At 46.0% G+C, this 13,658-nt stretch carries 12 protein-coding genes and 1 pseudogene; 5 read left to right on the top strand and 8 right to left on the bottom strand.

The features are described from left to right. Positions 1–376 precede the first annotated feature (376 nt). Positions 377–781: a hypothetical protein gene (locus tag C7Y66_RS27040; protein WP_199197668.1), complete on the top strand. Its 405-nt coding sequence runs from the start codon at positions 377–379 to the stop codon at positions 779–781. Here C7Y66_RS27040 and C7Y66_RS27035 read toward each other — a convergent pair. After that, positions 778–1,602, bottom strand: a complete 825-nt coding sequence (locus tag C7Y66_RS27035; RefSeq protein ID WP_106547963.1) for a transglutaminase family protein — start codon at positions 1,600–1,602, stop codon at positions 778–780. The genes C7Y66_RS27040 and C7Y66_RS27035 overlap by 4 nt on opposite strands. Before the next feature lie 59 nt (positions 1,603–1,661). Here C7Y66_RS27035 and C7Y66_RS33150 point away from each other — a divergent pair, with 59 nt between their 5' ends. Further along, positions 1,662–1,790 (top strand): hypothetical protein, encoded by a 129-nt coding sequence (locus C7Y66_RS33150; RefSeq protein ID WP_255410072.1) that lies wholly within the window; start codon positions 1,662–1,664, stop codon positions 1,788–1,790. A gap of 254 nt (positions 1,791–2,044) precedes the next feature. Here the strand turns inward: C7Y66_RS33150 and C7Y66_RS33570 are convergent, their stop codons facing one another. Together C7Y66_RS33570 and C7Y66_RS27030 are read right to left on the bottom strand one after the other, a co-directional pair. Continuing rightward, positions 2,045–2,185, bottom strand: a complete 141-nt coding sequence (locus C7Y66_RS33570; protein ID WP_158266005.1) for an S-4TM family putative pore-forming effector — start codon at positions 2,183–2,185, stop codon at positions 2,045–2,047. 11 nt (positions 2,186–2,196) lie between these two features. Continuing rightward, positions 2,197–2,682 carry a hypothetical protein gene (locus C7Y66_RS27030; protein ID WP_106547962.1) on the bottom strand — a complete coding sequence of 162 codons (486 nt, stop codon included), beginning with the start codon at positions 2,680–2,682 and terminating at the stop codon, positions 2,197–2,199. A gap of 679 nt (positions 2,683–3,361) precedes the next feature. Here C7Y66_RS27030 and C7Y66_RS27025 point away from each other — a divergent pair. The 3 genes from C7Y66_RS27025 (at position 3,362) to C7Y66_RS27015 (ending at position 8,214) form a co-directional block, all read left to right on the top strand. Continuing rightward, positions 3,362–6,304, top strand: coding sequence for a cation-transporting P-type ATPase (locus tag C7Y66_RS27025; RefSeq protein ID WP_106547961.1), 2,943 nt, complete (start codon positions 3,362–3,364; stop codon positions 6,302–6,304). A gap of 338 nt (positions 6,305–6,642) precedes the next feature. Continuing rightward, positions 6,643–7,272: a hypothetical protein gene (locus tag C7Y66_RS27020; RefSeq protein ID WP_146149892.1), complete on the top strand. Its 630-nt coding sequence runs from the start codon at positions 6,643–6,645 to the stop codon at positions 7,270–7,272. Between the two features lie 141 nt (positions 7,273–7,413). After that, entirely contained in the window at positions 7,414–8,214 is an 801-nt protein-coding gene (locus C7Y66_RS27015) for a glutathione S-transferase family protein (protein ID WP_106547959.1), read from the top strand. On the opposite strand, the pseudogene C7Y66_RS33565 reads toward C7Y66_RS27015, so the two are convergent. The 5 genes and pseudogenes from C7Y66_RS33565 to C7Y66_RS26990 form a co-directional block, all read right to left on the bottom strand. Beyond that, a pseudogene (locus C7Y66_RS33565) lies at positions 8,215–9,680 on the bottom strand (RtcB family protein). A 100-nt stretch (positions 9,681–9,780) separates the two neighbouring features. Then, a complete protein-coding gene (locus tag C7Y66_RS27005; RefSeq protein ID WP_106547958.1) occupies positions 9,781–10,209 on the bottom strand; it encodes an archease in 429 nt (142 codons plus the stop codon). A gap of 82 nt (positions 10,210–10,291) precedes the next feature. After that, positions 10,292–10,882 (bottom strand): hypothetical protein, encoded by a 591-nt coding sequence (locus tag C7Y66_RS27000; RefSeq protein WP_106547957.1) that lies wholly within the window; start codon positions 10,880–10,882, stop codon positions 10,292–10,294. A 159-nt stretch (positions 10,883–11,041) separates the two neighbouring features. After that, positions 11,042–11,248, bottom strand: coding sequence for a DUF397 domain-containing protein (locus C7Y66_RS33560; RefSeq protein WP_106547956.1), 207 nt, complete (start codon positions 11,246–11,248; stop codon positions 11,042–11,044). 245 nt (positions 11,249–11,493) lie between these two features. Next, the coding region (locus C7Y66_RS26990; RefSeq protein WP_199197667.1) for a WD40 repeat domain-containing protein at positions 11,494–13,658 on the bottom strand (2,165 nt) is incomplete at its 5' end.

The following is a 13,658-nucleotide window of genomic DNA, read 5'->3' as shown; positions in this document are numbered from 1 at the left end:
TGTAGATCTAAAACTCTTTAATCTTCCGAATTTTAAAAACTACGATGCTTTTTCACAATTCGCTTAGACTCGCTATAGAATTAATTTAGAGGGAAAAATTGCAGATCGCTTCGATTAATTAAATGCTAGTAAACAACGCCTGATAATTAGAAATTGCTTGAGGATTTGCAAAAGATTGTTGCATATACTTCGACTGTAAAAATCGTAATTTCTTCAAGAAGATTCAGCAAATCATTTAGTCATTTTTGACTGTTAAAAAAACAATTCAAAGAGCATATGTCTGCACGCTTGTCAACAAAACTGGGGAAATTACACTGCGTCAAAATTTTGTTCGAGTGCGTTCGCTGCTGACAGATTTAGATTGAAGAGGTCATCTATGATCGATCTAAGTATTCAAGCCAAGATCGTCGCCCTTTGGGCAGTCTTTCTATTTGGGATGGTCTTTCACAGCCAACTGGCAATGATGCCAATGTTGTACGGTCAAAGTGTTGCCATGCCTGGTGCTAAAGGAAAAATGCCTGTGACCCATCCTTGGTTAATGCTGGGCTTTTATGCCATCCCCATGCTCGCGATCGCGGCAACTGCATTGATTAACTGGCAGCCCTACAGAATCATCCACTTTGGTTTAACAGCACTTTACACTGCGCTCAATTTCTTACATGCGGCACTCGACCTGACAGTGAAACCAATTGAGTGGTATCAGATCGCTTTGATGGTCGTTGTATTTTTCAACGGTATTTTCTTGAATATCCTTGCCTTTGAATGGATGCAAGTGTTTTAACCGATCGCGATATCCTCAATCACTTTATCGATCCAGACTGTGAATTTTACTAAATTGAGTAAACCGAAGGAAGTTGCAAATGCAATATCCACAGCATCGCGTCCTCTTGCCATCAAAATACGTCCAACTCTGGGGATATTGTGACGAGCATCAAACGCATACCATCGATCGTCTAAGTACACCTCGAACCACGCACTAAAATCCATTGGCAGGGGACAAGGGGGAACGCCGATGTCGCCGAGGTATCCCGCCGCACAACGCGCTGGAATATGCAAACAACGGCAAAAGGTCACAGCTAAATGCATAAAATCTCGACAGACTCCGGTGCGCTCGGTATACACGTCATAGGCTGTTTTGGTAGGACGGGCATACTCGTAGCCAAAGCGCACATTTTCATGCACCCAATCGCAAACAGCTTGGACTCGCGCCCATCCTGGCGGGGTTTGACCGAAGAGTTGCCATGCTATTTCCGACAGCAAATCGACTTCACAGTAGCGGCTGCTCAGCAAGTATGGTACTGTCCTTAGCGGTAAATCTTCCACAGCATGTTGCCGAGCATTGGGATTAACTGGCTCTGGTCGATTGTTATCTTCGACAATGGCGTGATTCCACAACCGCACTCGTCCCGTTGGTAAAATCAGGCGACCAGCACGATTACCAAACTCATCAATAAATTCTTCAATCGGAATTTCCGGCTCAACTGTGACGCATTCGGGCTGTTTCAGGCGCGGTAGCTGTGAGGGGTGTAAATAAAGCTTGACGATCGCGGGTGCAGGTGAGGGTACATCCCAGAGCAATTCATAGCCGATTTGAAGTAACATTTCTGCCCTGCTTTTGGCATTTCCGATCTCATCTTACAAGTAGTCGCTAGTTTAACGAAATGCGACAGCGATCGCTTTTCCTAACAAATTCCAGGCGAGCGGTAGTTTTCTTGGACTTAGTACGAGATCGGGGTGACAAAGTGCGATCGCCCTCCAACTCCAGCACGATCGCGGCGATCGGAAAGTAGGCTTTGAAGAGAATCGGGCGATAACTACAGTTAAGCTTCGCTAACGTATAAACATGGCATTCATCTGATTGTCACATCAGGGTTAGAATACCAACGCATTCTTCGCAACGAACAAGTTATTCAACAAGCCGCAAGGTTTATTGACAGTCGGCAACGAGCGAGATAAGTGGCGACAGATAACATTTGTATCCTCACCAAGATCTCTCGCCCGTTCGCTTCATCGATTTGTTATGCTTCGTCCTCACAGCATATTGCTAAGGATTTTGAGACAATTCTTGAACAAGGGATTCAGCACCTTTATTCATTTGTTCCTCGTCCTCACATCTCAATCGAGAATAAAGCCAATTAAAAATTAATGGACTGCGACGACGATTTTCATAAATTTGAGTTTGCAAGCTATATGATTCTAGCTATTGAACCAGTCCTTTTGTGTAAAAAAGCAAGGCACGAGATCGAAAGTCCAAAAATAACTTCTCAACTTGAGAGTAGCAGCTTCCATGTTGCGCTTGATTTCAGCTTTCTCATATTGTGGAATTATATTAAGCAGGCTGATAAATTTATTGATGACTTTCCGTGAACTAAGAATATTTGTGTTATAATAGCAAAGTGATTTCAGTCTATAAGTGGAATCAGATACATAAATCTCAATCCTATCTGTGAATTCGTTATAGACAGCTTCTTCAGCACTCAAAGCAATCATCATATCAATATCATCAAGCTCTCTCTTTTTGGTACGTCTGGGAAACGAACCAAAAAATATATCTTTTTCTGAGTACAACCTTGAAAATTTATTATCTTTGTCAGGAAACGCATGGATTTGCGATAGAAGCCAATCCCGACTATTTCTAGCTAACTTAGTTTGCTCTGAATCTAGGTTGACATAGTCGGTCAAAAAACATCGAAAGCTTCGTTGACGCTTCTAGCCATTTTTCTTGGAAGGTATTGGAATTCAGAAAATTACACCAAATATGGTGTTTTGCTAGCTTATTAACACTAAATATGGTATCTCTAGAATTATAGCTTCTGATGCGTACATATATACTACTTAAGGGTAGGGATAACCGTACGGAGCGGCATTTCTTGCTCTGAGGATCTTTTGCGATCGCTTCCCACAGATTGCTTTCAGGTCATACCCCCACCAATTTTTTAAAAGCATAACTATTTAGACTGACTTTTTTCATCTCATCACTTCTAACAGGTATGTTAGTAAGTATGCTGGAAATTTCAGCATATCTTTACTACTTGCAGAGTTCCTCTGCACGACAATTCTAAACAAGAGTAGAAGTTAAAAGTTTTAGCTTGTTTTCTGTATAAAAATATTTCCAAGCACGATCGCTCCGTAAGACGTTGCTAACGCCGCTCTATATCTTTTTAGAAATATATGCGATCGCACTTAGTTAATCATCTTCCAAAAAAGGCGCAGTTTACTCATCTTATAGGTAGAGCGATCGCTAACCAAACAAAATGCGACAGCGATCGCTTTTCCTGACAAATTCCTGGCAGTCGGCAGGGCAACACCAGACACATGCGAGAATGTTATGCAATCGAATGCAGCATGAGGTCTGGACAGTATGGTATCGTTCCATCAACCAGTTTGGGCATTGCCGATTGAAGCCGTCTATGAGTCACTGGGAACCACTACCGCTGGTTTACCTGAATATGAGGCAGTACGACGGTTGCAGCAAGATGGCGCGAACGAGCTACCAGAACCAGCCCATCGCCCGTTGTGGCTCCGCTTTACAGATCAGCTCACCCATTTTATGGCACTGCTGTTATGGGTAGCAGGAATTTTAGCATTCGTATCCCGCACGCCCCAACTAGGTTGGGCAATCTGGGCTGTGATTTGGATTAACGCTGTCTTTAGTTTTTGGCAGGAATACCAGGCGGAAAGGGCGCTAGCAGCATTAAAAAAAGTGTTGCCAGTGCAAGTTAAGGTATACCGCGATGGGGACTTGAAGCAGATCCCAGCGCGGGAATTGGTACGGGGCGATGTCGTGCAACTGGAAGAAGGCGATCGCATTTCTGCCGATGCGCGTTTGGTTACTGCCGAGAATCTTTACGTCGATGTCTCAGTACTTACGGGAGAATCGCTGCCCGTTGCCCGCGATCGCTATCCCGTGCGTCCCCGCCAAGTCGTACCACTGCGAGGAGGCAAAACGCTGCTGCAACCTGGGGAACAGCCGTTACAGGAACGGGTGAATCCAGCTGAAATCGCCAATTTGGTCTTGGCAGGCTCCAGCGTTGCATCGGGACGAGCTGTGGCTGTAGTCTATGCTACAGGCGCTCAGACGGAGTTCGGGCAAGTCGCGCACCTCACCACAATGGTGAAGCGAGAACCCAGTACTTTAGAAGTGCAGGTGGCTCGGATCGTACGGATTATTACGGCGATCGCCTTACTTATGGGCATCACAGTCTTCCTACTCAGCTATTTGCTGATTGGCATGGACATTACGGAAAGTTTCATTTTCGCGATCGGTATCATTGTTGCTAACGTACCCGAAGGACTGCTGCCGACGGTGACGCTAGCATTGGCGATGGGAGTCCAGCGGATGGCACGCCGCAACGCTCTGGTACGCCGCCTCTCTGCGGTGGAAACTCTCAGTGCAACCACAGTCATCTGCACGGATAAAACCGGAACTTTGACGAAAAATGAAATGACGGTGCGTTATTTATGGGTGTCCTCGCAGCAGAGAGCAGGAAAAGCAGAGGAGACTAGAAGACCAGGAGCAGGGGAAAGTTTAAATGCAGCTCGCAGCAGGCAGGCGATCGAAGTTACAGGAGCAGGTTACGACCCGACAACGGGTAAAGTTCTGATTCCATCCGCTCTTGCCGCCCCTTGGCAGGTGGATCTGTTATTAACAGGGGCTGCTTTGTGTTCCAATGCTCGCTTGATTCATCTAACTGCACCTAGTCGGTGGCAGGAAATTGGCGATCCGACAGAAGCGGCGCTGTTGGTGGCGGCGGCGAAAGCAGGATTAAACTTGGAACAACTGCAACGCCAGTTTCCTCGCTTGCGAGAAGTACCGTTTGATTCGCGGCGGCGGATGATGACAGTGGTGTTAGATTGGCAGTCATCCCAGTTGTGGGCAAGCGAATTTCCTTGTCTCGGCTTTACCAAGGGAGCGCCATTAGAAGTGTTGCGTCACTGTCAGGCTATATTACAGGACGGAACGGTTCGAGACCTGACTCAGGCAGATTGGGATGAGGCGATCGCAGCCAATGATGAATTAGCACGACAGGGATTTCGGGTGTTGGGGGTTGCCGCTCGTCAGGGTGACAAACAGTTGTTAGAGCTGCGATCGCAGGAACTAGAGCAAAACTTAATTTTTATTGGCTTGGTGGCAATGTTCGATCCGCCCCGTCCTGAAGTAAAAGAGGCGATCGCCTCCTGCCATACAGCAGGGATTAAAGTGACGATGGTGACGGGAGATTACGGACTGACAGCTGAAGCGATCGCGCGAAACATTGGTTTAGGAAACGAGGGGGTGCGGGTGGTGACAGGGGAAGGTATGGGGCATCTTTCCGATGCTCAACTGCGGCAAATGTTGAAATATCGCTCTAACTTGGTGTTTGCTCGCATGTCTCCCGAACACAAATTACGGTTGGTGCAGGCTTACAAAGACTCAGGTGAAATCGTCGCCGTGACAGGCGATGGCGTGAATGATGCTCCTGCCTTGCGAGCAGCTAACATTGGCATTGCGATGGGAATGAGCGGTACGGACGTGGCAAGGGAAGCAGCCGATATCGTTCTGACTGATGATAACTTTGCCACAATTGTCAGCGCCGTTGAGCAGGGACGAGCGATCTACCAGAACATTCGCAAGTTTATGACTTATATTCTGGCATCCAACGTGCCGGAAATCGTGCCATTTCTGGCGATGGTTGCCTTCAAAATCCCGCCAGCCTTGACGATTTTGCAAATTCTGGCAGTGGATCTGGGGACGGACATGGTTCCGGCGCTGGCATTGGGTGCTGAATCTCCAGAAACTGGAATTATGAACCGTCCGCCTCGCGCCAAGCATCAGTTCCTGCTCAATTTTCCCTTGTTAGTAAGGGCATACGGATTTCTTGGTGTCTTGGAAGCGATTTTATCCATGCTGGGATTCTCGATCGTCTGGTGGAGTTATGGTTACTCGTTAGCAGATCTCCAGCAAGTCACTGGGGCGATTTTGAGCCACTCCGCCGAACCAGAGGTGAGAGCCATTTACCATCAAGCAACCAGTATGACGCTGGCAGCGATCGTCGCCTGTCAAATCGGCAATCTGTTTGCCTGCCGTTCTGAGTGGGTGTCGGCTTTTCAATTGTCTTGGACGAATAACCGGCTGCTCTGGCTCGGTATTGGAGTTGAATGTGCGGCTTTGTTCGCCTTCATCTATTTCCCGCCGCTGAGCAACGTTTTTACCACAGCGCCTTTAAGTGGTTGGCAGTGGTTGCTCTTGCTAGTCTGTCCGCCGCTGGTGCTGGCAGCAGAGGAACTGCGAAAAGCCATTTTCCGCCAACGGCGATACCAATAACTTTAAGACACCATAATGCAAATTTACCGGCACGGTCAAAAGCTTTTGGCAGTAACATTTTGCTAATTTTTACTAAAGCTCATTCTGGTTGCAGTAAATTGATAGTAAAAGCGATCGCCACTCAACTATTTGCAAATACAATTCTTATCAAATTTTGTCACGGTAGCTACCTAGAATTCCAATCTCGCAAACTGATAGTTTAAGTTTGGATAAATCCAAATGCAATTAGCTTCTAGTCAACTTGAGCAGACTTAAGTTATGAGCAGATGTTGCCGATTAATATTAAGGCAAAATTTTTATCTTATCAAGTCGACGAGATTTGGGGGAGAAATATAGTTATGAATACTGAAAATAGATCTCAAGAAAAGGCAAGTAGTCAGCCACAGGGAACGAGCATAGAAGATTTATTAAAGAAAAATATAATTTGGTCGATGGGTGGAATGTTGGTACTAGGGTTTGTCACTGGTTTTGGTGCTTATAGAGCTATTTTAGAAACTACTGGTCAAGTAACTCTTCTCAAGGAGAGAAAAGAACAACTAGAAACAGAGAATAAATTATTAAAAGGGCGAGTAGAAGTTTTAGAGAAAGAATTGTTTGCTTACAGAAAAGCTTCTGAAGCCTTTATAACAAAGCCTAAAAACGGCGATCGCGTTGCCCAAGAAATAGTTGTTGAAGGCAAAATCTCTGGGAATCTACAAGGTAAATCTCTGTGGTTGTTCCTTCGTCCTTATCAATCTCAAGATTGGTATCCTCAAGGAGAAATCATCATTAGTCACGATCGCACGTGGGAGCAATCTGCCTACATACCAGACAGAGGAAGATTTGAGTTGGTGGTGATTCTGGCTGGGGAGAGCGATCGAGCAATTTTCGATCGCTATCTAAAAACTGCTATGTCTGCCGAGCGATACCCACCTCTAAGGCTCTCTAGTAGCATCATCAAATTAGAGCGGATAGTTGTCAATCGCTAGCACACAAAACTAGAGCATTAAATCTGCAAAACTTAAATTTCTCTTCAAAAAAGACCCGACCCTGACATCTGGTAAGAAATCTCAAGGTATACAGCTCGCGCTTGACAGATTCTAGAAAACGTCGCTAATTAGATCGTACCTATGCAGAAGCATCGACAAAAACCAGCTTTCCGCCTTATCACTATCCCAGTCAGCCATTACTGCGAAAAAGCAAGATGGGCATTGGAGCGACTCAATATTCCCTATATTGAAGAGCGTCACGTGCCCCCGATGCACCGACTAGCTACCAGTCAAGCTGGTGGTAGTTCCGTTCCCGTTCTGATAACCGAGGCGGGTACTTTTACCGATTCGACTGAAATATTGCATTATCTCGATCGCATCGCCTCAGTAGAAGCTAAGCTTTATCCCACCGATCCGCAACTGCGTTACGAGGTAGAGCAACTTGCAGATTTGTTCGATACACAGCTAGGTCCCAGCATCCGCTGTTGGGGATACTTTTACGTGTTCGACAATTGGCAGTTAATGCAAAGGTTGTGGGGCGAGGGAACACCGCCTGTCGAACGAGCATTGTTTCCTATAGTCTTTCCAATTGCTCGCTCTATTGCCCGACGGATTTACAACATTACGGCAGAATCAGCCGCCAGTTCCCTTGACACAATTAAGAGCATATTCGAGATGGTCAACAATCGGCTAGCTGATGGACGGCGCTACTTAGTTGAAGATCGCTTTTCCGCCGCCGATCTCTCCTTTGCTTGTTTTGCGGCTCCGATCCTGGCGACTCCTGAGTATAGTGTCAGGTTGCCTGGGTTACGCGAGTTACCCAACCAAATGGCGGCAGTCAGCCAGGAGTTACAAGCAATCCCAGCTGGAGCATATGCAATACGCTTGTTTCGGGAAGAGCGCGGGCGCGATCGCCTAGAAGAGCAAGAATCTGTGGGCTAATCAACCTTTGATGACGGCAACAGGTCGCAGACGAGCGACTTTACGAGCAATGCCAGCTTGGCTGACAGTGGCAACGACTCGATCGACATCTTGATAAGCTTGAGGGGCTTCCTCAGCTAACCCTGACATCGAACCAGCGCGGACGCTGATGCCCTCTTTTTCTAATTCCTGCCGCAAGCGATCGCCCCGTACGGAGTCCTTCGTCTTCGTGCGACTCATGACTCGTCCTGCCCCGTGGCAAGTCGAGCCGAAGGAAAGTTCCTCGTTTGCTGCCGTTCCCAACAGAATCCAACTCTCGGTTCCCATTGAACCAGGCACTAAGACGGGTTGACCCAAAGAACGATACTCCGGTGGTAATCCGGCAAACCCTAGTCCAAAGGCTCGCGTTGCTCCCTTGCGATGAACGCAGACTTCGATCTTCTTACCTTCAATTCGATGGGTTTCAATTTTAGCTATATTGTGGGCAATGTCGTAAACCTGACTCAGGTGGCTTTCTCCTCTTGAAGTGCCAAACACCTGTTGAAAACTCCGGCGAGCGTGGTGAGCTAGAGTTTGACGATTGGTAAAGGCGTAGTTTGCCGCTGCTTTCATTGCCCCTAGGTAAGCTTGTCCCTCTGGAGAATCAAGCGGGACGCAAACCAATTCTCGGTTGGGTATAATTCTCGGTTGGGTATATGGATGCCATAGCGAATAACTGCGAACTGAAAATCTTGGACGTAATCGGTACAAATCTGATGACCGAAGCCGCGAGAACCGCAGTGAATTTGGACTGCCAGGCAACTTTGTCTCAATCCCATTACCTGGGCGGCTTCGCGGTCAAAAACTTCCTCGATCGCATCGACTTCTAAGAAATGGTTGCCTGCACCCAGAGTACCCAACTGCCCTTTTCCTCGTTCCTTAGCCCGCTGGCTCACATTTTCCGGCTGAGCGCCCTCTAGACAACCAAACTCCTCCGTGCGAGCTAGGTCTTCTGCTGTGGCATATCCGCGTTCCAACGCCCAGCGAGAACCCATACGGCAGAGTGCGTCTAGTTCCTCCATCGACAAAGGTATGCTGCCTTTTTCACCCACACCACTGGGGCAGTTGCGATAGAGAGTATTTGCTAGCTCGCCTATAAAAGGCTTTGCGGTTTCATAATCAATTTCAGAAGCCAAGACCCTCACGCCACAATTGATGTCATAACCCACAGTTCCAGGGGAGATAATCCCATCAGGTACTCGCAATACCATCACACCACCAATCGGCATCCCATATCCCTGGTGTACGTCGGGCATAATGGCAACATGACCTACAAGACCAGAAAGTTGGGCAACATTGATAGCCTGAGTAATGGACAAATCTCCTAAAGCATCTTCCAGGATTTCCTCATCCGCAAAGACCCAGACCGGAACTTTCATGGCTGGATGGAAAGATGTGGGGATTTCCCAAATGTAATTAATCCGGTGAAAATCTTGCTTGTTAACCATAATCCCCTCCTCGTTGCGGCATCCAGGGATTTTATCTCTGCCTTTGCAGGCTTACCAGTAACTCTGCCGCATCTGGCAGTCGATCTCAGAAACCTTGATGTCAAACGTCTAATACTAGTGTCGCTTCAAAACCTGTTTCTGTTGAATGAATTGCTAAGTTATGGTAAGTTGCTGCTTTAAGATCTTTGAGCCACTGCCGAGCATGGGAGCCAGTCACTTTAGCATGTAAAGTTTTCCCATCAAGCTGTAAAATTTTGATTTGCTCGTACCCTAGATTTTCACTCTCATGTAGGTAGAGCAGTTCGTTCAACCAGGCAACTAGTAAACTTTCATTGTCCACACCTTGTAGACTAATCTCTCGGATAACTTGTGGCGCTGCTGCTAGCTGCATTCCGACAAGATAGTAAAGTCTTTTTGCTGCCTGCACAAACAATTCTGCTAAACTTTGACCCCAAATCCGATAAGTCCGATCGGCAGTATGTTCGACTTCTTCAAATCCTTTTGGTTTGAGTAGATCTGCATGTTTCATGGAATCAAAATTTATTTTGCTCGAACTCTTTATAAACAAAATATTTTTTAGCCATGAATCAAGTTTTTGAGGGAAATCCGCTCTAAACATTTGTAAAATATTTAGTAAATATTTTAATTGTAGAGTAAAAAAACAACAAGAAATATGGGATAGCCAAAATAAATGGTACGTACTTTTCTACTTGAGTTAAGCGCCTATGTTTTCTATGCTTTTTCGTATCTTCTTTTAAAATTTCCCACTCCCTCATATAACAAGGATATGGCAAATGCTTCTCCATTTCATTAATAACTTTGAATTTAAGCGAGTTAAGTTCTTTATAAGAGTTAATGTTTACCATCCATACAAAACATAAAGATAGTCCCAAAATCGCTAGCAATGAAAGTAAAAATAATTGGTTAATAGGAAAGAAAGCTTTATCAATAAAGGTAGTAACCAATGCTAGTATTGCTGACAATAACGTCAGATAAAAAGTATTGGTTTGAACTCTCCTGGCACTAGTTCTATCCATCATTTCTACGTATATTTTGTATTCTTCTAAAAGATGGTCTTGGAAATTTTCGCCATAACCATCTTTCCTTGAATCGATAGCAGCGTGTTGTAATAATTGTTCTTTTTCATTGTTTTCTGGGTTATTTTGTTGTTTTGAACATTGTAAATTATTTGAAGTATTCATATTTTAATTATCTTTGTATTTAATTGCTTCAAGGGATAAAATGAGCGGAGTTTAACGCCGATGTTCATTTCACATCTCATCCAACAAAAAACACCAGGTGACAGCACGATTGAAGATTGAGTTTTATGGCATTTGAACTACCACCTGTTGTTCTCCTAATTAGCTGAGGTCAAACTCACAGCTTTTGACCCCCTTGATAAAAGCCTCCCATTCAGACTTGTTGAAAACTAATAAACCTTGTTCTGGATTCTTTGAATCTCGAACAGCAATGCAACCGTCCTTAAAGCTCACCTCAACGCAAGTACTAGCATCGGCACTGTAAGAAGACTTAAAAAATTTGACATTTGAGAAATCAGGAGTCTTCATATACACCTCTTACATTAAACTTAATAGTATTGTCATGGCTTAATCAATTTTTCTTAACCTTAAGCCTGATAGAGCGCGAACTCAGCAATGATAATTATTATTAGGTAACAATTCTAATTAAACTTTTTCTTTAGTAAGTAAAGAACGCAATTAATTGAATCTATTCAAAGTTTTTCTTGCACTACTATTATATAGCTCAATAGTAGAAATATGGTTGCAAATGTAGGCAATTGTAAAACTATCGTCTAGTTGTATCTTTTATGAGGTTTGTCATAAGTTGGTGACTCACTACCGTTTGAAACATGATGCTGGCATGACTGCAAGGCTTTGCTGGCTAACTCAGAGGTAGGCGGATTGAAAACTGGATGATTGCGTAGTCCGTTGCAAGCCACTTTCAGCCAGGTGCGCCAGTTGCCACCGAGCCAAGTCCTGATAGTGCCGTCAACTCCTCCACTCACGATCGTTTCCCCATCAGAACTCAAACTTGCTGCTGAAACAGCACCCTTATGTCCCCGCAATGGTTCTCCTAACGCCGCTCCTTCAAGGCTCCACAGTCGGAGAGTGCCATCCATACTGGCACTCAATACCGTATTGCTATCTAGACAGATGATTCTAGTCACTGCGTTTTGGTGTCCGACGAACGGATCGCCCTGCTGCTTACCTTCTAAATTCCACCGTCGCAATATGCCGTTAGCAGCACCACTCATTACGAACTGACCATCGGGGCTAAAAGCTATGGCTTTTATCGGTCCATCATCACCAGAAAATTTATTTCGTGGATTGCCGTGCCTATCCCACAGCACGAGATACCCATCATTCCCCCCACTGACAATGTAAATGTTTTCCCCACTGCCACTAATGGCGATCGCATTGACTTGTCCGTCATGAGCGCAAAAAGGTGCTGATTGTTGTTTATCGTCCAGGTTCCACAATAGCAGTGTCGTATCGCTGCTCGCACTCACAATGAACTTACCATCAGGACAAAATGCCACATCAGTCACTTCTGCGTGATGCCCTCGCAAAGGCTCCGATCGCTGTTTGCCCTGGCAGTCCCACAAAATTAGAGTACCATCTCCGCTACCACTGGCGATGGTTTTGCCATCGGGACTAAGAGCAAGGGCGTAAATATAGTCATCATGCCCTACCCATGAATCGCCTATCTGTTTACCCTGTTTTATATCCCAGAGTTGCAACGTTTTGTCGGCACTACTGACGATCGCGTACGGCGAAAGGCTGATCAGTCTATCTATGGCAGCAGATGCATGACCCTGAATCGGCGTAGCGATCTGGCTGCCATACCGCTCCCACAGGCGCAAGGTACAATCTCCACTACCGCTCGCAAGCAGCCTACCGTCAGGGCTAAAGGCGAGGGATGTAACTACATCTGTATGTCCCACCAACTCATTCTCAATCGGCGTGCCGTCTAATTCCCATAAATGCAACTTCCAATCGCCGCTACTAGTCGCCAATGTTTGACCGTCTGGACTGAAGGTAACTGCGGTGACATATTTCTCGTGACCGATCGGCTGACCGATAGATTCGCCTTTGAGGTTCCACAAACGCACGGTCTTGTCACAGCTGCTACTAGCAAAAATCTCACCATTTGAACTAAAGGCAACACCTGTAACAAAGTCGTTATGACGAGAGACAGATTCACCTATTCGATCGCCGTCAAGATTCCAAAGACACACAGCGCGATCGCCACCACCACTTAACAACATTTTACCATTGGGGCTAAATGCTACTGCACTCACAAAAGATTCATGTCCCACAATCTCTTTACCAATCTGTTCGCCCTTGCGGTTCCAAAGACGCAGCGTACCGTCATCGCTGCCACTGACAAGCATTTTCCCATTAGGGCTGAAAGCAACGGAAGTCACTGAATCTCGATGACCGACAAAAGGTTGACTAATCTGGTTACCCTTGCGATCCCACAAACGTATGGTGCAATCGCGGCTACCACTTGCAACAATCTCACCATCGGGGCTGAAGGTAACAGCAGTAATTAAGTCATTGTGACCAATGAAAGGATTGCCAATTGGCTGACCGTGACGATCCCACAGGCGAACAGTGCGGTCGTGGCTACCTGTGGCGATCGACATCTTCTCACCATCAGGGTCGTTGGGATCGAGGGGACTGAAGGCAACTGCCCTGACGCAACTCGCGTGACCGCGCACCCACCAGCGCTCTCGCGCTTGAGCGATCGCTGCGTACAAGCTTCCTTGCACTGCACTAATAGATTCTTCCGGCAGGATGTCCAGATTTAGCCCCATCATTTGGATGGCTTTCACGAGACTTTGTACGGGTTTGACACTCAACTGCTGCAAAATCTCTTCGCTCTGCTGTTGGAGTTTAGCTTTCGTTTCTAGTCGCTGGCGTTGTTCTTGTTGTTGACGCTCTTTCCTTTTTG

The organism is Chroococcidiopsis sp. CCALA 051, assembly GCF_003015105.1.
Classification (GTDB): domain Bacteria; phylum Cyanobacteriota; class Cyanobacteriia; order Cyanobacteriales; family Chroococcidiopsidaceae; genus Chroococcidiopsis; species Chroococcidiopsis thermalis.
Note: the sequence above shows the minus strand (reverse complement) of the source record. Positions and strands in the feature narration are given on the sequence as shown.

Coding starts and splice junctions, on each gene's coding strand:
- C7Y66_RS33150 (WP_255410072.1), top strand. CDS start 1,662: ATGCGACAGCGATCGCTTTTCCTAACAAATTCCAGGCGAGCGGTAGTT.
- C7Y66_RS27035 (WP_106547963.1), bottom strand. CDS start 1,602: ATGTTACTTCAAATCGGCTATGAATTGCTCTGGGATGTACCCTCACCT.
- C7Y66_RS27000 (WP_106547957.1), bottom strand. CDS start 10,882: ATGAATACTTCAAATAATTTACAATGTTCAAAACAACAAAATAACCCA.
- C7Y66_RS27015 (WP_106547959.1), top strand. CDS start 7,414: ATGCAGAAGCATCGACAAAAACCAGCTTTCCGCCTTATCACTATCCCA.
- C7Y66_RS33560 (WP_106547956.1), bottom strand. CDS start 11,248: ATGAAGACTCCTGATTTCTCAAATGTCAAATTTTTTAAGTCTTCTTAC.
- C7Y66_RS27020 (WP_146149892.1), top strand. CDS start 6,643: ATGAATACTGAAAATAGATCTCAAGAAAAGGCAAGTAGTCAGCCACAG.
- C7Y66_RS27040 (WP_199197668.1), top strand. CDS start 377: ATGATCGATCTAAGTATTCAAGCCAAGATCGTCGCCCTTTGGGCAGTC.
- C7Y66_RS27005 (WP_106547958.1), bottom strand. CDS start 10,209: ATGAAACATGCAGATCTACTCAAACCAAAAGGATTTGAAGAAGTCGAA.
- C7Y66_RS27025 (WP_106547961.1), top strand. CDS start 3,362: ATGGTATCGTTCCATCAACCAGTTTGGGCATTGCCGATTGAAGCCGTC.